Source organism: Modestobacter marinus (assembly GCF_019799945.1).
Lineage (GTDB): Bacteria > Actinomycetota > Actinomycetes > Mycobacteriales > Geodermatophilaceae > Modestobacter > Modestobacter marinus_B.
The window spans coordinates 292,917-318,344 of the sequence record NZ_JABGCH010000003.1 but is presented as its reverse complement, the minus strand read 5'-3'; the positions used below and the strand labels follow the sequence as shown (position 1 = coordinate 318,344).

The following is a 25,428-nucleotide window of genomic DNA, read 5'->3' as shown; positions in this document are numbered from 1 at the left end:
CCCCACTCACAGCTCGGCCGTGTACGCGTCGGTGACGGTGAGGACCAGGCAGAGGACGATCGCGGCGGTGCCGCCGACCATGACCGGCCGGGCGTACCCGAGCATCGCGTCCTCACGCTCCTCCCGGCTGGGGCAGGACCGGTGGCTGTCCACGTGGGCCTGCACGCCGTGGAGCGTCAGGCGGAAGGCCAGCCCGGACGGCAGGAAGACGCCGGCGGCGGCACCGCGCGAGGGCGGGGAGGACCTGGGCCGGCCGACCCTCAGATGGAGCACGCGTGAGGCTCCGTGCCCTGCCGGCGCGCTCCACGTCGTCCTGAGGGAGATCGGCGCCACCGGGGGACGGCCGGCCGCAACGAGAAGGGCCCCGGTGGGAGATCCGACCGGGGCCCTTCTCGTGAACTGCGCGCGAATGTCAGTCGCGCGGCTCCCGCGGACGACCCCCCGCGGACGGGCGACCACCCTCGGCGGGGCGGCCGGAACGGGTCAGCTCGCGGCTGGCCTCCTCGGCCTCCAGCCCGCGCGCCTCCTGCTCGGCCTGGCGCTGGACCTCGGCCGGGTCCTCGATCGGGCGGAAGAAGCCCTTGATCGCGCGGCGGGCGCCGCCGACGTGGTTCATCCGCTTGGGCACCGAGGCGCCGCCGTAGGACAGGACCCCGTGACCGTGGTCGTCGACCGGGCCGAGCGGCTGGTGCACCTCGATGAACTCACCGTTGGGCAGCCGCCGGATGACCCCGGTCTCGATGCCGTGCTCGAGCACCTCACGATCGTGCCGCTGCAGGCCCAGGCAGATCCGGTACGTCATCCAGTAGGCGATCGGCGGCAGGAGGATGAAGCCGATGCGGCCGAACCAGGTCATCGCGTTGAGACTGATGTCGAACTTCTCGGCGATGACGTCGTTGCCACCGGAGATCCACAGCACGATGTACGCGGTCAGCGCCATGGCGCCGAGCGCGGTGCGCACGGGGACGTCGCGCGGACGCTGCAGCAGGTGGTGGCTGGCGGTGTCACCGGTCAGCTTGCGCTCGATGATCGGGTACAGCGCCATCACGGTGAACATCACGCCCGGGATGCCGAGGGCGCCCCAGAGCACCGGCGGGATGTGGTAGCCCCAGAGCTCGATCTCCCACGGCGGCATGATGCGGGAGCCACCGTCGACGAAGCCGATGTACCAGTCCGGTTGCGAGCCGGAGGAGACCTGGGCCGGGTTGTACGGGCCGATGAGCCAGATCGGGTTGATCTGCACCAGACCGCCCAGGGCGGCACAGACTCCGAAGACGATGAAGAACAGCGCCGTGGCCTTGCCCGCGAACGTCGGGAAGAGCCGGTTGCCGACCACGTTGTGCTCGGTCCGCCCCGCGCCGGGGAACTGGGTGTGCTTCTGCTTGATCAGCACGGTCAGGTGCAGCGCGATCAGCGCCAGGATGATCGCGGGGATGACCAGCACGTGCAGGATGTACAGCCGGCCGATGATCAGCTCACCCGGGAAGTCGCCGCCGAAGACGGTGAAGTACACCCAGGTGCCGATCACCGGGATCGACAGGAACACCGCGGAGAAGATCCGCAGCCCGGTCCCGGACAGCAGGTCGTCGGGGAGGGTGTAGCCGGCGAAGCCCTCCAGCATGGCCAGGACCAGCAGCGCGACGCCGATGAACCAGTTGGTCTCCCGCGGCCGGCGGAAGGCACCGGTGAAGAAGATGCGCAGCAGGTGGACGCAGATGGCCGCCACGAACAGCAGCGCGGCCCAGTGGTGCACCTGCCGGATGAACAGACCACCGCGGACGTCGAAGGAGAGGGCGAGCGTCGAGTCGTACGCCGCGGACACGTCCACGCCGCGCAGCGGCGCGTAGCTGCCCTCGTACACGACCTCTCTCATCGACGCATCGAAGAAGAAGGTCAGGTACGTCCCGGACAGCAGCAGGATGACGAATGCGTAGAGCGCGATCTCCCCGAGCAGGAACGACCAGTGGTCGGGGAAGACCTTGTTCATCGTGCGCCGGAGCCACCCGGCGATGGGGATCCGGTCGTCGACTTCGAGGGCCGCCTTCCCGGCGAGCGTCTTCGGCTGCTCGGGCGCGGGAACGGTGTTGGTGGCCATCAGTTGAGCCTTCCCATGTTCCAGAACGACGGGCCGACGGGCTCCCGGAAGTCGCTGCGAGCGACGAAGTAGCCCTCCTCGTCGACCCTGATGGGCAGCTGCGGCAGCGAGCGGGTCGCCGGCCCGAAGACCGGCTTGGCGCCCTGCGTCACGTCGAACTGCGACTGGTGGCACGGGCAGAGGATCCGGCTGGTCTCCTGCTCGTAGAGCGACACCGGGCAGCCGGCGTGCGTGCAGATCTTGGAGTAGGCGAGGTAGTCGCCGTAGCCGAAGTCCTCCTGGCCGGCCGGGGTCACCAGGGTCTCCATCTGATCGGGCCGCAACCGGATCAGCATGACGGCGGCGTCGGAGTGGTGGACCGAGTTGCCCCCCGGAATGGCCGGGAAGACCGTCTCCAGCGAGCCGGGCACCTGATCGCCCGGGCGCACCGGGGTGCCGTCGTCACGCAGCAGCCGGAGCCCGTCGGCCCACGGGGTCGTGCCGAGCGGGTTGCCCTTGTTGGGGTTCTTGATCAGGCCGCCCAGCGGCGCGATCAGCATGACCCCCAAGGCAGCGCCCATGAAGGCCAGTGTCCCCCCGAGGAGCTTGCGGCGGGGGAGCCCCGAGTTGTGCCACGCACCGACCAGCGTCGCGCCGGTGGTGACCCGGTCGAAGTGCGAGCCGTCGTGCTTGTCCTGCACCGCCGTCTCGTGGGGCAGCAGCTTCTTGACGTACAGCACCAGGCCGATGCCGATGGCGGTCAGCGACAGGCCCATCGTGACACCGAGCAGCGGCGTGAAGAGCGCGCTCCAGTTCCTGTCCCCCGGCTCCCAGGCCCAGTCGGGGAGGAACCAGTTCGAGCCGGCGTAGACGACGAGGAACGCGACGGCGGACAGGCCGGCGATGGCGAACCACAGCGTGACCTGGCGGGCCGCCTTCCGCTCCAGCGGCGAGCCGGGCTCCGGCACCGGGTCCACGTGCAGGACCTCGACGGCGTCGTACCGGGCACCGAGCCGGTCGAGCTCGGTGCGGTCCATCGCGGCGAGCTGCTGGGGGGTGTAGTCGTCGTCCGGTCCGCCGTGCAGCGGGCCGGGGACGTCGGCGCCGCCGGTCGAGCCGGGGCGGTGGTCGGTCGTGGTCACGCCTTCGTCCCCATCCAGAAGATCCCGAACAGCAGGCTTCCCATGCCGACGGTCCACATGACCAGGCCCTCGGCGACCGGGCCCACCCGTCCGATGCCGGCGCCGCCGGGGTCGGCCTGTTCCTTGATGGTCTGCACGTAGTTGATGATCGCCCGCTTGTCCTCGGGCGTCAGCTGGTTGTCACCGAAGACCGGCATGTTCTCCGGACCGGAGAGCATCGCGGTGTAGATGACGAGGTCGCTGGCCTCCTGCAGCGACGGGGCGCGCTTGCCGGAGGAGAGCGCACCGCCTTCTCCGGTGAAGTTGTGGCACTGGGCGCAGTTGAGCCGGAAGAGCTCGCCACCCGCGGCCAGGTCGCCGTCGCGCAGATCACCCGAGGGAATGGCCGGGCCGCCGCCGTTGGCCTGGATGTAGGCCATCAGCTGCTCGATCTCCTCCTCGCTGAACAGCGGGGCGCGCTCCGGCGCCTGGGCCTCCTGGCGCACCAGCGGCATGCGGCCGGTGTGCACCTGGAAGTAGACGGCGGCCTCGCCGACGCCGATGAGGGACGGACCGCGGTCCTCCACGCCCTCCAGGTTCGCGCCGTGGCAGGTGATGCAGCTGCGTGTGTACAGCTCCTGCCCGGCCTCGACGGCGTTGGACGCGGTGCCCGTGGAGTCGTCGGCGGCGCTGGCGCCGGGGGCGACCACGGAGTAGCCGACCCCGGTGAGCACCAGAGCGGCCATCAGGCCGGCGACGTTGGCCAGGCGACGACGCTGCTTGGAACGGCGGCGGTCGCGCGCCGCGGCGGCAGGGCTGCCGGCGACCGGCCGGCGGCCGAACCGGGCGCGCAGGCCGCGGTGGTCGTCGACGGAGGCCTCGGAGGAGGGGTTCGTGGTGGACACCGGTTCCCTAGCGGATCAGGTAGATCGTGGCGAAGAGCCCGACCCACACGACGTCGACGAAGTGCCAGTAGTAGGAGACCACGATGGCCGAGGTCGCCTGGGCTGGCGTGAAACGGCCCATGGTGGACCGGATGAGCACGAAGATGAAGGCGATCAGGCCGCCGATCACGTGCAGCGCGTGGAAGCCGGTCGTCAGGTAGAAGACCGCGCCGTACGTCGACGAGGCGATCGTCGTGCCGTGGTCCACGACCAGCACGCGGTACTCGTTCGCCTGCCCGAGGACGAACACCGTGCCCATCAGGAAGGTGATCGCGAACCAGCGGCGCAGGCCGTACACGTTCCCGATCTCCGCGGCGAAGACGCCGAGCTGGCAGGTGACCGAGGAGAGCACCAGGATCACCGTGAACACCGTCGCGTACGGCAGGTTCAGCTCGGTGGGCTCCGGGGGCCAGCCCTCGGTCGCCCGGGCTCGCGCGGTGAAGTACATGGCGAACAGGCCGGCGAAGAACATCAGCTCGCTGGCGAGCCAGACGATCGTGCCGACGCTGACCATGTTCGGTCGGGTCAGGGAGTGCACCCGCGAGGTGTCGAAGGTGCTGCTCGCCACGGGGGCCGTTGTCACCGGCTCATCATGGCATCGGGACGGCCTGCTCACGACGTGGGGTTGAACGGGCGTGGCGCGCCTGCCACGAGGCGTGCGCCGCATCGGCATGGGCGATCGGGGCAGACACTAGGCTCCGGGCTGTGAGTGACGTCGCCGTGCCGGCCACCGTGCTGGTCTTCAGCCCGCGGGCCGAGGTCCGCGCCGCCGTCCGCACCGCCCTGGGGAACTTCCCGGCCGCCGACGTGGGACCGCTCGGGTACGTGGAGTGCGCCACCGGCGAGGAGGTCGTCGCCGCCGTCGACGCGGGGGGCGTCGACCTGTGCGTGCTGGACGGCGAGGCACAGCCCACGGGTGGCATGGGGCTGAGCCGGCAGCTGCACGCCGAGGTGGCCGACTGCCCGGCGCTGGTCGTGCTGATCGCCCGGCAGGCCGACCGCTGGCTGGCGCACTGGTCGCTGGCCGACGCCACGCTGGCGTACCCGGTCGACCCGCTGACCGCCACCGACGTCGTCGCCGGGTTGCTGCGCGACCGCGCCACGCGGCGCCCCGCCGCCCGCCACTGACCCATGCCGGACACGAGCCCGACCTGGTCGGGGCTGCTCAACCGGCTGACCCGGGGCGAGGACCTCGCCGCGGAGGACACCCGCTGGGCCATGCGCCAGGTCATGACCGGCGAGGCCACCCCCGTCCAGGTGGCCGGTTTCGTGGTCGCGCTGAAGGCCAAGGGGGAGTCGCCGCAGGAGGTGGCCGGTCTCGCCGCGACGATGCTGGAGGTGGCCACCCCGGTGTCCCTGCCGGTGGACTGCGTGGACGTCGTCGGGACCGGGGGCGACGGCGCCCAGACGGTCAACATCTCCACGATGGCCGCGATCGTGACCGCCGCCGCCGGGGTGCCGGTGGCCAAGCACGGCAACCGGGCGGCCTCCTCCAAGTCGGGCACCGCCGACGTCCTGGAGGCGCTCGGCGTGGTGATCGACCTGCCGGCAGCGGGGGTGGCGCACTGCGTGCGAGAGGCCGGCATCGGGTTCTTCTTCGCGCCGGTGTTCCACCCCGGCATGCGGCACGCGGCGGTGCCCCGCCGGGAGCTCGGCATCGGCACGGTCTTCAACTTCCTCGGTCCGCTGACCAACCCCGCCCGTCCGGTGGCCGGGGCGATCGGCTGCGCGGACACGCGGATGGCGCCGGTGCTCGCCCAGGTGCTGGCCGACCGCGGCTCGCGGGCGCTGGTCTTCCGCGGGGACGACGGCCTCGACGAGCTCACCACCACGACCACCTCCGCGGTCTGGGTGGTGCGCGACGGTGAGGTCGTGGCCGAGCGCCTGGACCCGACGCTGCTGGGGGTGCCCCGGTCCGCGCCGGAGTCCCTGCGGGGCGGGGAGCCGGCGGTCAACGCCGAGGTGGTGCGCCGGCTGGTGGCCGGTGACCCCGGGCCGGTGCGCGACGCGGTGCTGCTCAACGCCGCGGGCGCGCTGGCGGCGTTCGACGAGCGCGGCGCCCGGCTGCACGACGCGTTGGCCGCGGGCCTGGAGCGTGCCGCCGCGGCGATCGACGACGGCCGGGCAGCGGCCAAGCTGGAGGACTGGGTGCGGGTCAGCCACCAGGCGCGCGAGGCGACTGGGAGCTGAGGCTCGACCCCCGCCCCGTCCAGGGCACCGCCCCGAGCGCGCGAGGGGTGGGTCAGGCCCCGGCCAGGGCATCGCCCTGAGCGTGCGAAGGGTGGGGAGGACGGGGTCCCTCCACCTTCGTCACTCCGCTTGCTCGAGGCCCAGGGAGAAGGCCGACTCGAGGTCGTGCCGGGAGTAGGCCCGGAAGGCGATGTGCGTCTCGGTCTCCAGGACGCCGGGCACCTTGTTGATCTGCCCGGCGATGACGTCGGCCACCTGATCGAACTCCCGGACCCGCACGATCGCGATCAGGTCGACCTCCCCGGCGGTCGAGTAGACCTCGCTGACCCCCTCGAGGTCGGCGACGGCCGCGGCGACCTCGGGGATCGCGTCGGTGGCGGCATCGATCATCACGATGGCGGTGATCACGCCGGGGATGCTAGCGGGGTGCCGCCTGTGACGCGCCGCCCCGAGGGACGGACCGGCCGGCCGGGCGCGGCTCCCGGGCCCGGGGAGGGCACGCGGTCGGGCTGGCTGTGCGTCCGCAGGGACCGGGTGTCGCCGAACGGGTCGCGCTCGGCGCGGCCGGCGTCGACGAGGGACAGGAACTCGCTGTAGTCCCCGGTGCCGGGGGCGCGGCAGGCCAGTGTGCCGGTGAGCTCGACCAGCCGGGTGCCCGGCTTCTCCATCCAGCGGAGCACGAGCTCGGTCTCGTCGACCGAGGCGGCCAGCTCGTCGTCGGGTCCGACCGGGGTCTCCGCGGTCGACAGCAGGTCGGCGAGCGTGCCGCGCACCGATCGCCCCCGCTCCGCGACGCCGGCGGCCACCAGCCGCCCCCGCCGCACCACGGACAGTTGCCAGCCACCCGCGCCGTCGGAGCGGGCGAGCACCAGCTCGGGCACCCGGGCGAGGGACTCCAGTCGCTGGCGGCGGCGGACCGCGCGGACCAGGACGGCGACGCGGTCGCGCAGCACGGCGGCGTCCTCGTACCTGCCCTCGGCGGCGAGCTGCTCGACCCGGACGAGGAGCGGGGCCACCAGCGCGCGGGGGTCGGCGTCGACGGCGGCGGCGAAGACCGCGGCGATCGCGGCGTACTCCTCCCGGGACTGGGCTCCGGTGCACGGGGCACCGCAGCGGCCCATGCCGGCCAGCGCGCAGGCGCTGCCCCGCCCGGCCCGGGACAGCCGGGCGGTGCACTGCCGCAGCGGCAGCGACTCGTGCACCGCGGCGACGGCGGCGTCGGCCGCGCGCCGGTCGGCGAACGGACCCAGGAACACCCCGGTGCCCGGCCGGACCCGGCGTACCACCGACAGCCGCGGGAACGGCTCCTCGGTCAGGCGTATCCACAGCGCCCGCTCGGGAAAGCGGGACCGGCGGTTGTACCGCGGTTTGTGCTCGGCGATGAGCCGCAGCTCGCGGACGGCGGCCTCCAGGTCGTGGGCGCACGGCAGCGCCTCCACCCGCTCGGCCAGCCGGATCATCTCCGTCATCCGGCTGCGCTGCTCACCGGCGGAGAAGTAGGAGCGCACCCGGCTGCGCAGGTCGGTGGAGGTGCCCACGTACAGGGGCTCGTCCCGCGGGCCGCGGAAGAGGTAGACCCCGGGGCCCGAGGGGACGTGCTCGGCCAGGTGGCGCTTGCGCCGCCGCTCCGGGTCGACCTGCCGGGTGAGCCCGGTGAGCTCCTCCAGCGACGTGATGCCCAGCGGGCCCACCCGTTCGAGCAGGCCGTGCAGGACGTCGACCGTGGCCCGGGCGTCGGCGAGGGCCCGGTGGCAGGGCTCCGTGGAGGTGGAGAAGTACGGCGCCAGGGTGGCCAGCTTGCAGTTGGGCACCTCGTCGCGGGTGAGCAGCCGCCGGGCGAGGACGGCGGTGTCGACCGAGGCGAACGCCGGCCACGGCATGCCGATCTGCTCGCAGGCCGCCCGCAGGAACCCGAGGTCGAACGGTGCGTTGTGGGCCACCAGCACGGCGCCGCGGGCGAACTCCAGGAAGGCCGGCAGCACCGCGTCGATGCGCGGCGCGGTGGCCACCATCATCGAGGTGATCCCGGTGAGGACGCTGATGTAGGGCGGGATCTCGCAGCCGGGGTCGACCAGGGTCTGGAACTCACCCAGCACCTCCCCGCCGCGCACCTTGACCGCGCCGACCTCGGTGATCGCGCAGTCCTTCGGTGAACCGCCGGTGGTCTCCAGGTCGACGACGACGAACGTGACGCCCGCCAGGGGCGTGCCGAGGTCGTCGATGGTCGCCTGCTGGTACCGGCTGCCCGGCGGTGCGACCGGCCCGGCGGCCGGCGGGTGGAGCGGGCCGGAGAGGGGCGCGGACACGGGGAGGGCGGATCGGGGTGACGCGGTGCGGAACGGCACGGTGCGGACGCTAGGTGCGGGGTCCGACAGTCCCCGGGAGGCACGCGGGCCGCCCGGGCGCCCGCGACGGTGGGGCGGCGGGCTCTCCACGCGGGCGGGCGGAACTGTCGGTGGCCGCTCCTACCGTCCGCAGCGTTGGTTCGAGAGAAGAGGAGAGCCGCCGTGCTCATCGACTGCGACACCTGCACCGTCCGCGGTCAGGGCTGTGACGACTGCGTCGTGACCGTGCTCCTGGGCGCGCCGCCGGGCTGGCGGGGGAGCGACCCCAGCGTCGTGCCGCTGACCCGCCGCACGGAACGCCCGGTCCGGGAGGCGACCGCCGCGGACGCGCCCGGGCGGACGGTCGCCGGGCGTGACGTCCGCCACGTTGACACCGCCGCCGCGGACGCCTGGTCGGTGGTGGACCTGGACGACGTCGAGCGGAAAGCGGTGCGCGCTTTGGCAGACTTCGGACTGGTTCCGCCGTTGCGTCATCAGAATGCGTCCACCGGCGAGGAGCGCCACGTGGGTTGACGAATTCCACACCTGTGATTCAGCAGGAGTAGCCCACGGTTCAGGGTTTGACGGGTCTGGGTCTCGATCCGGACACGGACTTAGCGTGATGGTGTCCACACGGGCTGTCGCCACCGACGAGGTGGCCCCGCGGGACACCGCCGAGCCAGCCGGCTGCCCAGCCGCTGGCGGCACCAGCGCACCACCGGATGAGCTCCTGTGCTCCTTGCGGAAGCAGGGCGCCCGCGTCGACGAAGACGCGCGGAACTCCGGCCTGGTCCCCGGGCCCGGCCCGGCTGCTGGCCCCACGGCGGTCCGACCGGAAGAAGTGGAGCCCCGCTGCCCGTGGCGCGCCCTGAGTCCTCCCCCCGACCCGCCCGGGCGCTGCCCGTCAGCACGGACCGCCCCGCCGCCCCGCGGCGCAGCCGGTGGGGTGGTCGCGTCGGTGCGGGACTGGTCGTCGGGTCCGTCGCCGCTCTCCTGCTCACGGTCCTGCCCGGCAGCGCGTCCGCGACCCCGGCCGCGACGCAGGCCGGCACCGCCGCGGAGGCGACCCGGCTGGTCGCCGACGCCACCCACGAGCTCGAGGTCGTCACCGAGCAGCTCAACGACGCGAAGGTGACGCTGACCCAGCAGCAGGACGCCGTCGCGGCTGCCGACACCGCGCTGGCCACCGCGCAGGCCCAGGCCGACGCCCTCGACGCCGAGATGCGCCAGGTCGCGCGCAGCGCCTTCACCGGCGAGAACCTGTCCCACTTCAACGCGCTCATGACCAGCGACTCCGCCGAGGACTTCCTGGCGCAGGTCTCCACCCTCGACGCGATCGCCGGCCACACCGGTGACGTCATCGCCCAGGCGGCCGCGGCGGCCCAGGTCGCGCAGCAGGCCAAGGCCGCCGCCGAGACCGCCGCGGCCGAGGCGCAGCGCACCCTGGACGACGTCACCGCCCGCCAGGCCACCCTGCAGGCGCAGATCGCCGACTACCAGGGGCAGTACCAGACGCTGACCGCGGCGCAGCAGCAGGCTGTCGTCGTCCAGCACGCCGGCCCGGCCCTCCAGGCCCCGCCCCGCGTCGTCGCCCCCTCCGGCACGGTCCAGTCGGTGATCGACACCGCCATGGCGCAGCTCGGCGACCCCTACGTGTGGGGCGCCGGTGGCCCCAACTCCTTCGACTGCTCCGGCCTCACGCAGTACGCCTACGCGGCCGCGGGGATCACCCTGCCGCACTCCAGCAAGGTGCAGTCCACGATGGGCACCGCGGTGCCCCGGAGCCAGCTCCAGCCCGGTGACCTGGTCTTCTTCTACTCCCCGGTGAGCCATGTGGGCATGTACATCGGCAACGGGCAGATGGTGCACGCCTCGACGTTCGGCAGCCCGGTCCTGGTCACCAGCGTCGACATGAAGGGGTACGTCGGCGCCCGTCGCCTGATCGGCTGAGCCCGGAGGTCGCGACGCCGCTGCCTAAGCTCGCGGCGTGAGCGGGGGAGACGCGGGCGGCGCCGGACCGGGCGCGACCGGCGCCGGAACGCGGGGGTCCCGCCGGCTCGCCCTGGCGGTGGCCGCCGTCCTGGGGCTCGCGCTCGTCGTGGTGGTCGCCGTCGTCACCCCGTTCGACCTGCTGCCCACCCCGGTCGGTGGCCACACGCAGGTCGACCCGACCGACGTGTTCACCCCCGGGCAGGTGGCGCGGGCCGAGGCGTTCGCCGGCGCCCTCCGGCCGGCCTCGCTCACCTCACTGGTCGTGAGCCTGGCCGTCGCCGCGCTGTTCGGCCTCACCCGGGCCGGCGCCGCGGTCGCCCGGGCGGTGGCCCGGCCGCTGGGCGGGGGGTGGGTGTGGCAGGTGCTGCTCGGCGCGATCGTCCTCCAGGCGGCCGGCCGGCTGGCCACCCTGCCGCTGTCGGCCTACGGCGAGGTGGTGCGCCACCGGTACGGCCTGTCCACCCGCGGCTGGGGTCTGTGGGCCCGGGACGTCGCCACGTCCACCGGCATCAACGCCGGGCTCACCGCGCTGGGGCTGCTCGCCGTCGTGGCCCTGGCCCGCCGGGCCCCCCGGAGCTGGTGGGCGTGGGCCGGATCCGGTGCGGCCGCGCTCGTCGTCGCCGGCTCGTTCCTCTACCCCCTGGTCATCGAGCCGGCGTTCAACCGGTTCGAGCCGATGCCGGCCGGCCAGCTCCGCACCGACCTGCTGGACCTCGCCGACCGCAGCGGCACCCCGGTGGAGGACGTCCTGGTGGCCGACGCGAGCCGGCGCACCACCGCGCTGAACGCCTACGTGTCCGGCTTCGGCTCGACCCGGCGGATCGTCGTCTACGACACGCTGCTCGGCCAGCTCTCGGACGAGGAGGTCGAGTCGATCGTCGCCCACGAGCTGGGCCACGTCGCCACCGATGACGTCCTCATCGGCACGCTGATCGGGGCGCTCGGCGCGGGCGCCGGGGTCTCGCTGCTGGGCTGGCTGCTGGGCGCCTCGCCGCTGCTGCGCCGGGCCGGGGTCAGCGGACCGGGCGACGGGCGCAGCGTGGCCCTGCTGCTGTTCCTCCTGGCCGTCGGGACGCTGGTCTCCACCCCCGTGCAGAACGGGGTCTCCCGCCACATCGAGGCACGCGCGGACCTGCACGCGCTGGACCTCACCGGCGACCCGGAGTCGTTCATCGCCGTCCAGCAGCTCCTCGGGGCGGCGAACCTCAACGACCCCGACCCGCCCGCGCTGTGGCAGTGGGCCTTCGGCTCGCACCCGACGGTGCCGCAGCGGGTCGCGTTCGCCGAGGACTGGGCCCTGGTGCACGGCCGGTGACCCGCACGCTGGTCGTCACCAACGACTTCCCGCCGCGGCAGGGCGGCATCCAGACCTTCGTCGCCGCCCTGCTCGCCACCCAGCCCCCGGAGCAGCTGGTCGTCTACGCGTCCGACCACCCCAGGGCGGCCGACCACGACGCCGGGCTGCCGTACCCCGTCGTGCGCGCCGGGACGTCGATGCTGCTGCCCACCCCCGGGGCGACGCGGACCGCCGCCCGGCTGGCCCGGGAGCACGGTTGCACCTCCGTGTTCTTCGGCGCCGCGGCACCGCTGGGGCTGATGGCGCCGGCGCTTCGCCGGGCGGGGGTGCTGCGGCTGGTCGGCGCCACGCACGGCCACGAGACCGGCTGGGTCGCCCTGCCCGGTGCCCGGCAGCTGATGCAGCGGATCGCCGGGGGGCTCGACGTCCTCACCTACATCAGCGACTACACCCGCGGCCGGCTCGCGCCCGCGCTGGAGTTCCGGACGGAGCTGCGGCAGCTGTCCCCGGGGGTGGACGTCGACCGCTTCACCCCGCAGGTCGACGGCTCGCCGGTCCGCGCGCGGCACGGGCTGGGCGACGCCCCGGTGGTCGTCTGCGTGTCCCGGCTGGTGCCCCGCAAGGGCCAGGACGTGCTCGTCGCCGGCTGGGCCGAGGTGCTGGCCCGGCACCCGCGCGCCCGGCTGCTGCTGGTCGGCGGGGGGCCCGCCGAGGCGGCGTTGCGCCGGTCGGTGGCCCGGCGGGGGCTCGAGAGCTCCGTCGTCCTCACCGGCAGCGTGCCGGCCGACGAGCTCCCGGCCCACTACGCCGCCGGGGACGTGTTCGCGATGCCCTGCCGCACCCGCCGCGGCGGGCTGGACGTCGAGGGGCTGGGCATGGTCTTCCTCGAGGCCGCCGCGTGCGGCCGCCCGGTGGTCGCCGGCACGTCCGGTGGCGCGCCGGAAACCGTCCGCGAGGGGGTGACCGGCCACGTGGTCGACCCGCGCTCACCCTCCGCGGTGGCCGGGGTGGTCGCCGACCTGCTCGACGACCCGGCCCGGGCGCGCGCGATGGGCGCGGCCGGCCGGGCCTGGGTCGAGCAGCGCTGGTCCTGGCCGACCATCGCCGGCACGTTCACCGAGGTGCTGACCGGCTGACACAGCCCGCCGCAGGGTCCCGCCCCGAGCCTGTGAGGGGTGGGGGCGGGGTCCTCGTTCAGGCGGCGTACAGGGCCTCGACCTCGTCGCCGAACTCCTTCATCACCACGGCCCGCTTGAGCTTCAGGCTCGGGGTGAGGGTGCCGTTGTCCTCGGTGAAGTCGTCGGGGAGCACCCGGTACTTCTTGATCGCCTCGGCCTTCGAGACGGCCTTGTTCGCCTCGGCCACCGCCGTGTCCAGCTCGGCCCGCAGGGCGGGGTCCTCGGCCAGCTGGGCCGGCGTGAGCGACTCGTCCTTGCCCTGGCTCCTCAGCCAGGCTGGCAGCGCCTCCACGTCGAGGGTGATCAGCGCGCCGATGAACGGGCGCTGGTCGCCGACGACGATGCACTGGCTGATCAGCTTGTGGGCGCGCAGCCGGTCCTCGAGCACCGTCGGCGCGACGTTCTTGCCGCCGGCGGTCACCAGGATCTCCTTCTTGCGCCCGGTGATCTTCAGGAAGCCCTGCGAGTCGAGCTCGCCGAGGTCGCCGGTGCGGAACCAGCCGTCGGCGTCGATGGCCTCGCGGGTGGCCTGGTCGTTGTGCCAGTAGCCGCGCATGACGATCCCGCCGCGCAGCAGGATCTCGCCGTCGTCGGCGATGGCGGCGTCCACCCCCGGCAGCGGCCGACCGACCGTGCCGATCTTCAGCGCCGCGTCGTGGTTGACCGCCGCCGCGGCAGTCGTCTCGGTGAGCCCGTAGCCCTCGAAGACGGTCACGCCCAGGCCGCGGAAGAAGTGGCCCAGCCGCTCACCGAGCGGCGCGCCGCCGGACACCGCCGCGGTGCAGCGGCCGCCGAGCGCGGCGCGCAGCTTGCCGTAGACGAGCTTGTCGAACAGGGCGTGCTGCAGCCGGAGCGCGACCCCCGGGCCGCCGGTGTCCTGCGCCCGCGACCAGTCGACGGCCACCTGTGCGGCGCGGTCGAAGATCTTCCCCTTGCCGTCGGCGTCGGCCTTGGCCTTCGCGCCGTTGTAGACCTTCTCGAACACCCGGGGGACGGCGAGCACGAACGTCGGCTGGAACCGGCCGAGGTCGCCGACCAGGTCCTTGATGTCGGCGGTGTGGCCGATCACCGTGCGGGTGTAGACCGCGCCCACCTCCAGCACCCGCGCCAGCACGTGCGCCAGCGGGATGAACAGCAGGAGCGAGCCCTGCTCGTTCAGGTAGTTCGACAGCAGGCCCATCCCGTTGCGGACCTCGAAGAGGAAGTTCGCGTGGGTCAGCTCGCAGCCCTTGGGCCGGCCGGTGGTGCCGCTGGTGTAGATGAGCGTGGCCAGGCTGGCGCTGGTGAGGGTGGCCCGGCGCGCGGTGAGCTCGCTGTCGGGCAGCTCGGCGCCGGCGGTGGTCAGCTGGTCGAGTGCCCCGTCCTCGATCACCCAGACCGGGCCGAGCTCGGGCACCTCGGCGCGCACGGAGTCGACGGCCGCGGCGTGCGCGGTCCCCTCGACGACGAGGGCGCGGGCGCCGGAGTCGGACAGGATCCAGGAGATCTGGTCGGTGCTGGAGGTCTCGTAGATCGGGACGACGACGGCGCCGGCGGCCCAGATCGCGAAGTCCAGGACGGTCCACTCGTACCGCGTCCTCGCCAGCAGCCCGACCCGGTCGCCCGGCTGCACGCCGGCGGCGATGAGGCCCTTGGCCACCCCGGCCACCTCGTCGGCGAACTGACGGTGGGTGACGTCGACCCACTGCTCGCCCACCTGCCGGCGCAGGCCGACACCGTCCGGGTGCTCGGCCGCGTTGCGGACGACCATGTCGGGCAGGGCGTCATCGGTCGCCACGGTCGCGGTGGGGGGAACGCTCAGCTCGCGCACGCCGGTCCTCTCTTCCACGCGCGGGTCCCGCGGCCCCGTCGCCGCTGGCCCCGGCGCCGGGGTCGTCGCCAATCTAACCGGGCGAGCTGGGTGGGCAGCAGACCCGAACCACCCGACCGGGGGGTGCCCCTGTTGCGGTCCGGGGCCGATGTGGCGACCGGCTACCCTCCGGCCCATGGCCGACCAGTCCACGCAGTCGATCGTCGTCGACGCGCCCGCCGCCGAGGTGATGGCCGTGGTCGCCGACTTCCCCGCCTATCCGGAGTGGGTCGCGGCCGCCAAGAAGGTCGAGGTGCTGGAGCCCGGGCCCGACGGCCGCGCCCGGCGGGTGCACTTCGTCATCGACGCCGGCCCGGTCAGCGACGACTACGTGCTCGACTACACCTGGGACGGCGACCGCCGGGTGGCCTGGACCCTCGTGCACGGCCAGATGCAGAAGAAGCAGGAGGGCTCCTACCTGCTGGAGGAGGCCGGTGGCCGCACCACGGTGACCTACACGATCGCCATCGACCTCTCGATCCCCATGCTGGGGCTCATCAAGCGCCGGGCCGAGAAGGTCATCCTCGACACCGCGCTCAAGGAGCTCAAGAAGCGCGTCGAGGGCTGAGCGTGCAGATCCTCCTCGTCACCGGCCCCGGCGGCGCCGGCAGCTCCACGGTGGCCGCGGCGACGGCGTTGCGCCTGGCTGCCGGGGGCGGCCGGGTCGTCCTGCTCACCACGGACCCGCCGCGGACCACCGGGCTCGGGGAGGCCGTCGAGGTCGACGTCGTCGCGGCCGGGCCCGCGCTGGAGCAGCTGTGGGGCCGGCACGCCGAGCAGCTGGGCGGCGCGTTGCCGCTGCTCACCGTGCCGCCGGCCAGCTCCGTCGTGCCCGTCCCCGGTGTGCGGGAGTTCGCGCTGCTCACCGCGCTGGCCGGGCACGCGGCGGCGGGCCGGGCGGACGCCGTCGTCCTCGACGCGGGGCCGACGCCGGCCGCGGCGGCGCTGCTGGCGCTGCCGTCCGCGCTGCGCTGGTGGCTCGGCCAGGCAGCACCCACCCGGCTGCGCGTGCTCGCCGCCCTGCGCGCCGCGGCGACCCCCGAGCAACCCGGCGGAACGGCCGCCCTGCTGGCCGGCGTCGCCGGTGTCGAGGAGCTGCTGACCCACGTCCCGCTGGCCGACCCGGAGCGCACGGCGGTGCACCTGGTGCTGCGACCCGAACCGGGCGCGGCCGGGGAGCTGCGCGCCACCGCGACCGCACTCGGCGTGCTCGGGCAGCGGGTCGCCTCGGTGACCGTGGCGCGGCTGCTGCCCCACGGGCCGGGGGAGTGGTGGGCGCAGCGGGCAACGGTCCAGGCCGAGGCGCTCCGGGCGGTCGATGAACTGGTGGGCGAGGTGCGGGAGGTCGCCGAGTCCGCCGTCCCGCCGGTCACCGCCGCCGACGTCGCGGCGCTGGACGCCGCCGTGCCGGACGCCCCGGCGCCGCAGGCGACGCCGCCCGCCCCACGGCGGGTGGACGGGGACTGGGTGCTCGACCTGCCGCTGCCCTTCGCCCGCCGCGGCGAGGTGGAGCTGACCCGCTGGGACGACGACCTGGTGGTCACCGCCGCCGGGATGCGGCGCTCCGTGCCGCTGGACGCCCTGCTGCGCCGGTGCACGGTCACGGGCGGGGCGCTGGCCGCGCCGGGCACCGCCTCGGCCACACTGGAGGTGCGGTTCACCCCGGACCCGGCACAGTGGCCGACCGGTCTCCTCCGTCCGGAGGCCGGTGCGACCGCTGATCCCGAGGGGAGCAGGGCATGACCGCTGCCGGTGCCGACTGGTTCGAGCAGGCCCGGCGGCTGCTCACCGACACCCCGGCGGGGGCCCGGCTGGGCGAGACGCTGGGCGGGCTGCTCGGGACGCCCGGCAGCGTCCCCGCGGACCACTCCGCGGAGTGCCGCCGGTGCCCGCTGTGCGCCGCACTGGCCACGCTGCGCGGCCGCCGTCCCGAGTTGCTCGAGGCGCTGGCGGACGTGCTGGCCACCACCGCGACCGTGCTGCGAGACTCCGCGGCGGCCGGCGCCCGGCCCGGCGACGACCGGACGGGGGTCGCCCCCGACCCGACCCCGCACCCCGCCGAGGACCCCGTGAGCCAGCCCGCCCCCACCCCCGTCCAGCGGATCGAGGTCGCGTGAGCCCCGACGCCGCCCAGCTGCCGGCGCTGGGCATCGACATCGGCGGCACCAAGGTGGCCGGCGGGGTCGTCGCCCCGGATGGGACGATCCTCGACACCGCCCGCCGGGCCACCCCGGGCAAGTCCGTCTCGAAGACCGAGGACTCGATCGCCGCCGTGGTCGACGAGCTCGCCGAGCGGCACGGCGCCCCGCTCGTCGGGGTCGGGATCGGCGCGGCCGGCTGGTTCGACCGCACCGGTGACACCGTGCTGTTCAGCCCGCACCTCGCCTGGCGGAACCAGGAACTGCGCCGGGACCTCGGCCGGCGGCTGCGCCGCCCGCTGTGGGTGGGCAACGACGCCGACGCGGCGGCGTGGGCCGAGTACCGCTACGGCGCCGGGCGCGAAAGCAGCCTGATGGTGATGATCACCCTCGGCACCGGCATCGGCGGTGGCCTGGTGATCGACGGCCGGCTGCAGCGCGGCGCGCACGGTGTGGTCGGCGAGTGGGGCCACATGCGCGTGGTCCCCGACGGCCGGCTGTGCGCCTGCGGCAACCGCGGCTGCTGGGAGCAGTACGCCAGCGGCAACGCGCTCGGTCAGACCGCCCGGGACGTGGCGACCAAGTCCCCGGCGGCCGCGGCCAGCCTGCTGGACCGGGTGGGCGGTGACCTCAGCCGGATCACCGGGGAGGTGGTCGCCAAGGCGGCCGCCGACGGCGACCCGCTCGCCGGTGAGCTGCTGTCCGAGGTCGGGTCCTGGCTGGGTCAGGGCATCGCCGACATCTCCGCCATCCTCGACCCGGAGGTCGTGGTGATCGGGGGCGGGGTCAGCGTGCTCGGCGAGACGGTGCTCGGGCCCGCCCGGGAGCGGCTGGACCGGGCGCTGCCCGGCCGCGGCTTCCGGCCCGGCCCCCGGGTGGTCGCCGCCGAGCTCGGCGCCCAGGCCGGCCTGGTCGGCGCCGCGGACCTGGTGCGCCGCGCGGTCAGCGACGGCGAGTAGCGGCACTCCCGGTCGGCCTGGCGGCCGGTCGTCCGTAGCGGGACTCAGGACTCGGGGGCGAGCTCGCGGGCCAACTGCTCGAGGAACAGCCCGATGTCGGTGACGATGCCCATCGCCTGCGCGCTGCCGCGGTCGGCCAGCTTGGTCACCGTGGCCGGGTTGATGTCCACGCAGACCAGCGGGACCGACGCCGGGAGGATGTTCCCGGTGGCGATGGCGTGCAGCATCGTGGCGACCATGATCGCGAAGCCGACGCCGGGCAGCTGCGCGCGCATGGCCCGCTGACCCTCGACCACGTCGGTGAGCACGTCGGGCAGCGGACCGTCGTCCCGCACCGAGCCGACCAGCACGAACGGCTTGTCCGCCCGGACCATCGCGTGCATCACCCCGCCGGTGAGCACGCCGTTCTCGACGGCCGCCGCGATCGACCCCGCCGCGCGGATGGTGTTGATCGCCCGGATGTGGTGCTCGTGCCCGTGCGGGACCCCGGACCCCTTCGCCAGGTCCACCCCCAGCGAGGTGCCGTACAGCGCGGACTCGATGTCGTGCGTGGCCAGCGCGTTCCCGGCGAACAGGACGTCGACGTACCCGGCGCGCACCAGGCGGACCATCGCCGGGGCCGCCCCGGTGTGCACCACCGCCGGCCCGCCGACCCACAGCACCTTCTTCCCGGCCGCCTTCACCTCGCGCAGCCGCTCGGCGATCTGGCGCACCAGCAGCGCCTGCGGCTTCTCGCTGGAGACCGCCGAGGACATGAAGCCGAAGTCCTCCTCCTCACCGCGCACCACCGACGGGGCCATCTCCACGCGCACCCCGCGGGCGCCGCAGACCACGGCCTCGCCGGCGCGCACGTCGCTGACCGGGACGGTGCGGACGACCGGCTGCCCGTCCCGCTCACCGACGACCAGCCCGCAGTCCATCTCGGCGCGGTCGACCGGCAGCCAGTCCCGGTCCAGCCGGACGAAGGTGTCGAGGTTGGTCGTGGAGTAGAAGTCCTCGGGGAAGACGCCGTCGGCCGGTGCCGGCCGGGTGGTGGCCGTCCCCGGGTCGACCGGGTTCGCGCCGTGGGTCTGCAGCCGCATGACGATCCGCTCGAGCAGGTCGGCGTCCGCGGCGCGCACCTCCACCAGGGCGCGGGACTCGTCCTCGTGCTGCCGGCCGAGCTCCAGGCTGTCGATCCGGTAGTCGCCGCCGTACTCGAGCACGTCGTCGAGGACCCGGGCCAGGATCCCGGTGTCCATGAGATGGCCGGTCAGCGCGACGACGGTGCGGTGGGGGAGGGCGCCGGTGCTCACGCCGGGCACGTTAGCTGGTGAGAACGCGCGGCTGGCCCCCCTCCAGGGCCCCGCCCCGAGCCGGCGAGGGGTGGGGGAAGGGGGTCCTTCCTCAGACGACGGCGCCGTCGTCGCCGTCGTCGTCGGTCGACCGCTCCCGCATCCGGGACACCAGGAGACCCACCCCGCCGGTCACGGCGGCGACGCCGAGCACCAGCCCGAGGTCCAGGGACAGCCCGACCCGGCCCGGTGCCACGATCAGCACCGCGCCGACGAGGATCAGCAGCAGCGCGTACAGCGAGGCGGGCGCCAGCACCGGCAGCGGCGGGGGCGGCGGCGGCTCGTAGTGGTCGTCGAAGGCGTCGAGCACCGACGGCTCGGCCCGGGGCGGCGGCGGGTCGTCCCGCGGTTCCGCCGAGACGGCCGGGCGTCCGTGCTCGGCCTCGAAGGCGGCCACGATCCGGGCGAACTCGGCGTCCTCGTCGACCGGCCGGAGGTCACGGGACGGCCGATCCCGCGGCACCGGCGGGTCCAGGGCCGGGTCGTCGGCGTGCGCGGCGACGACGTCGCGGGCCTCCGCGCGCCGCGCCCGGTCGACGAACAGCCGGTCCGAGGGCGGGCTGGGCAGGTGGACGTTGCGCGTGTACGGCACGACGTCGGTGGACGGCTCGAGGTAGGCGGCGATCCCCACGGCGGCGAGGACGTCGAGCAGGTGCTCACCGACCCGGGGGTCGACGTCGCGCAGCGGGTGCCACAGGGCCGCGTCCAGGCCGTTGTCCCGGCGGCCGCGGCCGCGGCGGGGCGGCGTCACGCGGCACCGTCCAACCGCGGGGGCTGCGGTGACATCGGACCTCCGGGGCGGACGCCGGCGGCTCCCGGGGGAGCCGCCGCAACGATGGGACGGGCGGGCGGACGACTCGCGCGCGACGACGGATTGTCGCCGGACACGACGCGTCCCTAGTCTGACAGTCACTCAGGGAGGCGTGTTGATCTACTGGTTCCTCAAGTACGTGGCCGTGGGCCCGCTCGTCCGGCTGGTGTACCGCTGGCGACCGGAGGGTGCGCACCACGTGCCGCGGCGCGGGGCGGTGATCCTGGCCAGCAACCACCTGTCCGCCTCCGACTGGATCTTCATGCCCATGTCGGTGCGCCGGCGGGTGACGTTCCTGGCCAAGGCGGAGTACTTCCGTGGCACCGGGCTCAAGGGCATGGCGCAGCGACTGTTCTTCGCCGGCAGCGGCCAGGTGCCGATCGACCGCACCAACGCCTCCGCCGCCGAGGACGCCATCCGCACCGGCATCCGGATTCTGCGCGAGGGCAAGGTGCTGGGCATCTACCCCGAGGGGACCCGGTCGCCCGACGGCCGGCTGTACCGCGGCAAGACCGGGGTGGCCCGGATGACCCTGGAGACCGGCGCCCCGGTCGTCCCGGTGGCGATGACCTACACGCCCCGGGACATCCCGCTGCCGGGGAAGCTGGGCACGCTGCTGGGCCAGAAGCTGATCCGGGTCCAGGTGCGCTTCGGGGAGCCGCTGGACTTCTCGCGCTACGCGGGACTGTCCGGGGACCGCTTCGTGGAGCGGTCGATCACCGACGAGATCATGTACGAGATCATGGAGTTGTCCGGGCAGGAGTACGTCGACCTGTACGGCGCCAAGGTGAAGAAGTCGATGGACACGACCGGCGCCAGCGCGGGCGAAGTGGTCCGCCGGCTGCAGCCGCCGCCGGCCGAGGCCGCCGACCGCCTGCCCAGCTCGCTGGCCGGCTGAGCCCCGCGCCGGGCGGCGGGCCGGCGGCCGGTGCCCCATGATCGGGCGGTGACCTCCGGCATCGAGCTCGTCCGGCCACCTGCGCTGAGCCACGCAGCGCCGTACGCCTACGCGGCGGTGTCCGACCCGGGCCGCATGGTGTTCACCGCCGGCGCCTGCCCGCTGGACGCCGACGGGGCCACCGTGGCCGTGGGCGACGTCGCCGGGCAGGCCCGGCAGGTGATGGCCAACCTCGTCACGGCGCTGGCGGCGGCGGGTGCCACGCTGACCGACGTCCTCAAGACCACGGTCTACGTCGCCACCACCGACCGGGACGACCTGCGGACGGCGTGGGACGTCGTCCGCACGGCCTTCGGCGAGCACGCCGCGCCCAGCACCCTGGTCGGGGTGACCGTGCTGGGGTACCCGGACCAGCTGGTGGAGGTCGAGGCCGTCGCCGTCCGGGACAGCTGGCCGGAGCCGGGCCCGCCGGGCGACGGATCTACCGTGGGCGGGTGAGTGTGCGGCGGTACTTCTACGACACCGAGTTCATCGAGGACGGCACCACGATCGACCTGGTGTCCATCGGCGTCGTCGACGAGACCGGCCGCGAGTTCTACGCCGTCAGCACCGAGTTCGACCCGGGCAAGGCGATCCCGTGGGTGCGGCGCAACGTGCTGGACCAGCTGCCCCCGCCCGCGGACCGGGCCTGGCGCAGCCGGCAGCGGATCCGCGACGACCTGCTGTCCTTCCTCACCGCGCCGGGTGAGGAGATCGAGCTGTGGGCGTGGATCGCCGCCTACGACCACGTGGCGCTGTGCCAGCTGTGGGGCCCGATGACGGCGCTGCCGCGGCCGATCCCGCGCTTCACCCGGGAGCTGCGCCAGCGCTGGGACGACGCCGGCCGGCCCGAGCTCCCGCCCAAGCCGACCGGCACCCACGACGCGCTGGTCGACGCCCGGTACAACCTCCTCCGCTGGAACGTGATGGGCGGGGTGTCCTTCGTCAGGCGGTGAAGACGCCGGCCAGCCGGGTCAGCTCGCCGGAGAGCCGGTCGAGCTGCCGGGCCGCGGCCCGGGCGGTGTCCACGTCTGCCGTGGTGCGGTCGACGTCGGCGGCCACGTCGTCGAGGGAGCGGGTCACCGAGCCGGCGCCGCCGGCGACCGCGGTGACGCTGCGGGAGAACTCGTGGGTGACCGCGGTCTGCTCCTCCACCGCGCCGGCGATGGTGGTCTGGTGGTCGGTCATCTCCCGGATGACCCCGACGATCTGACCGATCGAGCCGACCGCGGCGCTGGTGTCGACCTGGATCGACTGCACCCGCCGGTGGATCTCCTCACTGGCCCGGGACGCCTCCCGGGCCAGCTCCTTGACCTCGGTGGCGACGACGGCGAAGCCCTTGCCGGCCTCGCCCGCCCGCGCGGCCTCGATCGTGGCGTTCAGCGCGAGCAGGTTGGTCTGCTCGGCGACCGCGGTGATCACCTTGACCACGTCGCTGATCTCCGCCGAGCTGGTGCCCAGCGCGGCGATCGCCGTCTCGGTCCGCGCGGCCAGCTCGACCGCGCCCTGGCCGACGTGGCTGGCGTCGCTCGCGCTGCGGGCGATCTCCCGGATCGCCGAGCCCATCTGCTCGGCCCCGGCCGCCGCCGAGCCGACCCCGGAGCTGATCTCCGCGGCCGCCCGGTGGGCGTCCCGGGTCTGGTCCCGGTTGCGGGTCGCCCGCTCGCCGAGTCCGTCGGCCACCCGGGCCACCCCGGCGGCGGTGTCGGCCAGCGCGCCGGCGCAGACCGCGACGTCGCGGACCGTGCCGGCCACCTTCTCCACGAACCGGTCGACGGTGCGGGCCAGCTCGCCCACCTCGTCCGGCGTGGAGTCGTCCAACCGCCGGGTCAGGTCGCCCCCGCCGTCGGCGATCTCCACCAGGTGGCGGTCGAGGACGCGCAGCGGCTCGGTGAGCCGGCGCGCCGTCCACCAGGCCACGGCGGACGTCGCGACGCCGAGCAGGACGGCGGTGACGACCAGCGCCGTCAGCATCGAGGAGCGGCCCTCCTCGAGCCGCTCGACCGGGCCGGTGAGGTCGCTGTCCTGTGCGTCGACCGCGATCACCCAGTCCCAGGGCCGGTGGTAGGCGAGCTGCACGGTGTGCGCGCCGGTCGCGGCGTCCCGGTAGGTGACCGTGGCCTGCTCGCCCGGGTCGAGCTCCCGGGCCGCGGTCACGATCTCCTCGACGTAGGCCGTGCCGTCGGCGTCGGTGGCGCCGAGCAGGACGTCCCCGTCGGCGGTGCCGTGCCGGCTGACCAGCACGGTGCCGGCCAGCGCGCCGGTGCCGCCCAGCACGCTGACCGAGCCGTGCTCACCCACCGCGGCGTCCGTGACGGCCGCGCGCAGGGCGGGCGGGCCCGCCTGCGCGGGGGCGACGTCGATCATGCCGATGACCCGGCCCGCGGCGTCGAGCAGCGGCTGGTGCTCCGTGACGGACCAGGACCCGGCGACGAGCGCCGTTCCGCTGCGGGTCTCACCGGCGAGGACCGCGGCGACGACCGGGTCGGGCGCGCCGTCGGTGCCGGTGGCCGGGACGTACGTGCCGATGGCCCGGCTGCCGCTGGTGCCGACCACGGTGGTGGCGACCCGGAGCATGTCCCCGGCCTCGTTCATCCGCTGGTAGATCGTGACGGTCCCGCCGACGAGCTCCGCCACCTGGTCGACGACCGGCGTGCGGACGGCCGGGTCGGCGTTCTGACCCAGCCACGTGCCGCCGACCACCATGCGGGGGAGCACGACCGGCGTGACCTGGCTGGTGACCTGGTTCCTCGCGTCCCAGGCGACGGTGCCCTGCCGGGCCAGGCCGAGCCCGCCGGACTGGTGCAGCACGTACCCGGCCACCCGCAGGTCGGCGGCGGCGGTCGCGGCCGTGGCGTCGGCGTGGGTGGCGACGGCGTCGTACGCGCCGGTCGCGGCCCCGGCGACGGCCTGGTCGACCAGGGCCCGGACGTCGGTGCCCACCTCCTCGGTCAGGCCGCCGCTCCGCTCGGCGGCCACCCCCACCAGGGCGGCTCCGGTGACCGCGACGCCGGCCACCGCCAGCGCCACGACCCTCGTCCGGATGCCCCTGCGCACGCTGCCCCCTGGCCGCCCCGGGCGGGGAGAACCCGCCTCGGGCAGTCCATCGGCAGCCGGCTGGACCACCGGTACCGCGGTGAGGCCGGCGAGGCCCCCGCGGGCGGCCCGGGTGGGGGATCATGTGCCGCCTTGCCCACTCACGTCCCTGGAGGGCTGCATGCGCATCGGCATCCTGACCGGCGGTGGTGACTGCCCCGGCCTCAACGCGGTGATCCGCGCGGTGGTCCGCCGGGCCGTCGTCCAGAACGGCGACGAGGTCATCGGCTTCCGGGACGGCTGGCGGGGCGTGCTGGACGACGACGCGCTGACGCTGGACGTCACCGCGACCCGGGGGCTGCTGCCGCGCGGCGGAACGGTGCTGGGCACCTCCCGGACCAACCCGTACGCGGTCGACGGCGGGCCCGAGCGGCTGCTCGCCACCCTGGAGCGGCGGGGGATCGACGCGCTGATCCCCATCGGCGGCGAGGACACCCTGGGCGTCGCCCGCCGGGTGGCCGACGCCGGCGTCCGCACCGTGGGGGTGCCGAAGACCATCGACAACGACCTGGCCGCGACCGACTACACGTTCGGCTTCGACACCGCCGTCGGGGTCGCGTCGGAGGCCATCGACCGGCTGCACACCACCGGGGACAGCCACCACCGGGTGCTGGTGGTCGAGGTGATGGGCCGGCACGCCGGGTGGATCGCCCTGCACGCCGGCATGTCCGGCGGTGCGACCGTGGTGCTGCTGCCCGAGCGGCCCTTCGACCTGGACGCGGTGGTCGGGCACTGCCGCCGCCGGTTCGACTCCGGCTACTCGCCGATCGTCGTCGTCTCGGAGGGGGCCCGGCCGGCGGGGGGTGAGCTGGTGTCCAGCTCGGAGGAGCGGGACGCCTTCGGGCACGTCCGCCTGGGTGGTGTGGGGGTGTGGCTGGCGGCCGAGCTGGAGAAGCGGACCGGGCGGGAGGCGCGGGCCGTCGTCCTCGGGCACATCCAGCGCGGGGGCACGCCGTCCCCGTTCGACCGGGTGCTGGCCACCCGGTTCGGGCTGGCCGCGGCCGACGCGGTGCACGAGGGCGCGTCGGGCGTGATGGTGGCGCTGCGCGGGACCGACATCGTGCGGGTGCCGCTCACCGAGGCGACCGCCGGGCTCAAGCTGGTCCCGCTGGAGCGGTACGCCGAGGTGGAGACGTTCTTCGGCTGATCCGCCCGGCATCGGACCGGACACCCGGTCCGGAGGG

Annotated in this window: 25 protein-coding genes and 2 pseudogenes; 16 read left to right on the top strand and 11 right to left on the bottom strand. The window is 74.6% G+C overall.

From position 1 onward, the window contains the following. Window positions 1–6: 6 nt before the first annotated feature. The 5 genes from HK417_RS05025 to ctaE form a co-directional block, all read right to left on the bottom strand. Complete coding sequence (locus HK417_RS05025; RefSeq protein WP_222263929.1) at window positions 7–273, bottom strand: hypothetical protein; 267 nt, start codon at window positions 271–273, stop codon at window positions 7–9. 139 nt (window positions 274–412) lie between these two features. After that, window positions 413–2,095: a cytochrome bc1 complex cytochrome b subunit gene (qcrB, locus tag HK417_RS05020; RefSeq protein ID WP_222263928.1), complete on the bottom strand. Its 1,683-nt coding sequence runs from the start codon at window positions 2,093–2,095 to the stop codon at window positions 413–415. Beyond that, window positions 2,095–3,216 (bottom strand): cytochrome bc1 complex Rieske iron-sulfur subunit, encoded by a 1,122-nt coding sequence (qcrA, locus tag HK417_RS05015; protein WP_222263927.1) that lies wholly within the window; start codon window positions 3,214–3,216, stop codon window positions 2,095–2,097. Before qcrA ends, qcrB begins: the two co-directional genes overlap by 1 nt. Beyond that, window positions 3,213–4,100, bottom strand: a complete 888-nt coding sequence (gene qcrC, locus HK417_RS26065; protein ID WP_222263926.1) for a cytochrome bc1 complex diheme cytochrome c subunit — start codon at window positions 4,098–4,100, stop codon at window positions 3,213–3,215. Before qcrC ends, qcrA begins: the two co-directional genes overlap by 4 nt. Before the next feature lie 7 nt (window positions 4,101–4,107). Continuing rightward, the gene (gene ctaE / locus HK417_RS05005; RefSeq protein WP_222263925.1) at window positions 4,108–4,722 is read right to left on the bottom strand and encodes an aa3-type cytochrome oxidase subunit III; all 615 of its coding nucleotides are present in this window, start codon (window positions 4,720–4,722) and stop codon (window positions 4,108–4,110) included. Between the two features lie 122 nt (window positions 4,723–4,844). Here ctaE and HK417_RS05000 point away from each other — a divergent pair, with 122 nt between their 5' ends. Both HK417_RS05000 and trpD read left to right on the top strand, forming a co-directional pair. After that, window positions 4,845–5,267, top strand: a complete 423-nt coding sequence (locus HK417_RS05000; protein ID WP_222263924.1) for a hypothetical protein — start codon at window positions 4,845–4,847, stop codon at window positions 5,265–5,267. A 3-nt stretch (window positions 5,268–5,270) separates the two neighbouring features. Beyond that, window positions 5,271–6,329 (top strand): anthranilate phosphoribosyltransferase, encoded by a 1,059-nt coding sequence (trpD, locus tag HK417_RS04995; RefSeq protein WP_222263923.1) that lies wholly within the window; start codon window positions 5,271–5,273, stop codon window positions 6,327–6,329. A gap of 120 nt (window positions 6,330–6,449) precedes the next feature. Here the strand turns inward: trpD and HK417_RS04990 are convergent, their stop codons facing one another. Beyond that, the gene (locus tag HK417_RS04990) at window positions 6,450–6,737 is read right to left on the bottom strand and encodes an Lrp/AsnC family transcriptional regulator (RefSeq protein ID WP_222263922.1); all 288 of its coding nucleotides are present in this window, start codon (window positions 6,735–6,737) and stop codon (window positions 6,450–6,452) included. Beyond that, window positions 6,734–8,674 carry a DEDD exonuclease domain-containing protein gene (locus HK417_RS04985; protein WP_308123382.1) on the bottom strand — a complete coding sequence of 647 codons (1,941 nt, stop codon included), beginning with the start codon at window positions 8,672–8,674 and terminating at the stop codon, window positions 6,734–6,736. The genes HK417_RS04990 and HK417_RS04985 overlap by 4 nt, the downstream gene beginning before the upstream one ends. A 162-nt stretch (window positions 8,675–8,836) precedes the next feature. On the opposite strand from HK417_RS04985, the gene HK417_RS04980 reads away from it, so the two are divergent. The 4 genes from HK417_RS04980 (at window position 8,837) to HK417_RS04965 (ending at window position 13,078) form a co-directional block, all read left to right on the top strand. Next, the gene (locus tag HK417_RS04980; RefSeq protein WP_222263921.1) at window positions 8,837–9,187 is read left to right on the top strand and encodes a hypothetical protein; all 351 of its coding nucleotides are present in this window, start codon (window positions 8,837–8,839) and stop codon (window positions 9,185–9,187) included. A gap of 324 nt (window positions 9,188–9,511) precedes the next feature. Then, window positions 9,512–10,603, top strand: a complete 1,092-nt coding sequence (locus HK417_RS04975) for a C40 family peptidase (protein WP_222263920.1) — start codon at window positions 9,512–9,514, stop codon at window positions 10,601–10,603. Window positions 10,604–10,640: 37 nt separating this feature from the next. Continuing rightward, a complete protein-coding gene (locus HK417_RS04970; protein ID WP_222263918.1) occupies window positions 10,641–11,960 on the top strand; it encodes a M48 family metallopeptidase in 1,320 nt (439 codons plus the stop codon). Next, on the top strand, window positions 11,957–13,078 hold the full coding sequence (locus tag HK417_RS04965) for a glycosyltransferase family 4 protein (protein ID WP_222263916.1): 1,122 nt from the start codon (window positions 11,957–11,959) through the stop codon (window positions 13,076–13,078). Before HK417_RS04970 ends, HK417_RS04965 begins: the two co-directional genes overlap by 4 nt. 58 nt (window positions 13,079–13,136) lie before the next feature. Here HK417_RS04965 and HK417_RS04960 read toward each other — a convergent pair whose 3' ends face one another. Continuing rightward, window positions 13,137–14,870, bottom strand: a complete 1,734-nt coding sequence (locus HK417_RS04960; RefSeq protein WP_261325929.1) for an AMP-dependent synthetase/ligase — start codon at window positions 14,868–14,870, stop codon at window positions 13,137–13,139. Window positions 14,871–15,105: 235 nt separating this feature from the next. Between HK417_RS04960 and HK417_RS04955 the strand changes: the two genes are divergently transcribed. The 6 genes and pseudogenes from HK417_RS04955 (at window position 15,106) to HK417_RS04940 (ending at window position 18,066) form a co-directional block, all read left to right on the top strand. Beyond that, entirely contained in the window at window positions 15,106–15,537 is a 432-nt protein-coding gene (locus HK417_RS04955; RefSeq protein ID WP_222263914.1) for an SRPBCC family protein, read from the top strand. 2 nt (window positions 15,538–15,539) lie between these two features. Beyond that, window positions 15,540–15,644 (top strand): annotated as a pseudogene (locus HK417_RS27270) (ArsA-related P-loop ATPase); the annotation flags it as partial. Window positions 15,645–15,776: 132 nt separating this feature from the next. After that, window positions 15,777–16,289 (top strand): annotated as a pseudogene (locus tag HK417_RS27265) (ArsA-related P-loop ATPase); the annotation flags it as partial. A 6-nt stretch (window positions 16,290–16,295) separates the two neighbouring features. After that, window positions 16,296–16,712, top strand: coding sequence for an ArsA family ATPase (locus HK417_RS27260; RefSeq protein ID WP_439957907.1), 417 nt, complete (start codon window positions 16,296–16,298; stop codon window positions 16,710–16,712). Beyond that, the gene (locus HK417_RS04945; RefSeq protein ID WP_222263910.1) at window positions 16,709–17,086 is read left to right on the top strand and encodes a hypothetical protein; all 378 of its coding nucleotides are present in this window, start codon (window positions 16,709–16,711) and stop codon (window positions 17,084–17,086) included. The genes HK417_RS27260 and HK417_RS04945 overlap by 4 nt, the downstream gene beginning before the upstream one ends. Beyond that, a complete protein-coding gene (locus HK417_RS04940) occupies window positions 17,083–18,066 on the top strand; it encodes an ROK family protein (RefSeq protein ID WP_222263909.1) in 984 nt (327 codons plus the stop codon). The genes HK417_RS04945 and HK417_RS04940 overlap by 4 nt, the downstream gene beginning before the upstream one ends. A gap of 44 nt (window positions 18,067–18,110) precedes the next feature. Here HK417_RS04940 and HK417_RS04935 read toward each other — a convergent pair whose 3' ends face one another. Further along, the gene (locus HK417_RS04935; RefSeq protein WP_308123381.1) at window positions 18,111–19,361 is read right to left on the bottom strand and encodes an ornithine cyclodeaminase; all 1,251 of its coding nucleotides are present in this window, start codon (window positions 19,359–19,361) and stop codon (window positions 18,111–18,113) included. Between the two features lie 91 nt (window positions 19,362–19,452). Next, entirely contained in the window at window positions 19,453–20,151 is a 699-nt protein-coding gene (locus HK417_RS04930) for a hypothetical protein (RefSeq protein WP_222263907.1), read from the bottom strand. A 172-nt stretch (window positions 20,152–20,323) separates the two neighbouring features. On the opposite strand from HK417_RS04930, the gene HK417_RS04925 reads away from it, so the two are divergent. From HK417_RS04925 to HK417_RS04915, 3 genes are read left to right on the top strand one after another with little or no spacing between them, the layout of a single operon-like run. Further along, window positions 20,324–21,109, top strand: coding sequence for a lysophospholipid acyltransferase family protein (locus tag HK417_RS04925; RefSeq protein WP_308123380.1), 786 nt, complete (start codon window positions 20,324–20,326; stop codon window positions 21,107–21,109). A gap of 48 nt (window positions 21,110–21,157) precedes the next feature. Further along, a complete protein-coding gene (locus HK417_RS04920; protein WP_222263905.1) occupies window positions 21,158–21,607 on the top strand; it encodes a RidA family protein in 450 nt (149 codons plus the stop codon). Further along, window positions 21,604–22,104: a polyadenylate-specific 3'-exoribonuclease AS gene (locus HK417_RS04915; RefSeq protein WP_308123379.1), complete on the top strand. Its 501-nt coding sequence runs from the start codon at window positions 21,604–21,606 to the stop codon at window positions 22,102–22,104. Before HK417_RS04920 ends, HK417_RS04915 begins: the two co-directional genes overlap by 4 nt. On the opposite strand, the gene HK417_RS04910 is transcribed toward HK417_RS04915, so the two are convergent. Continuing rightward, the gene (locus HK417_RS04910; RefSeq protein ID WP_222263903.1) at window positions 22,094–24,205 is read right to left on the bottom strand and encodes a methyl-accepting chemotaxis protein; all 2,112 of its coding nucleotides are present in this window, start codon (window positions 24,203–24,205) and stop codon (window positions 22,094–22,096) included. The genes HK417_RS04915 and HK417_RS04910 overlap by 11 nt on opposite strands. Window positions 24,206–24,365: 160 nt before the next feature. Here HK417_RS04910 and HK417_RS04905 point away from each other — a divergent pair, with 160 nt between their 5' ends. Continuing rightward, window positions 24,366–25,391: a 6-phosphofructokinase gene (locus HK417_RS04905; RefSeq protein WP_222263900.1), complete on the top strand. Its 1,026-nt coding sequence runs from the start codon at window positions 24,366–24,368 to the stop codon at window positions 25,389–25,391. Window positions 25,392–25,428 lie beyond the last annotated feature (37 nt).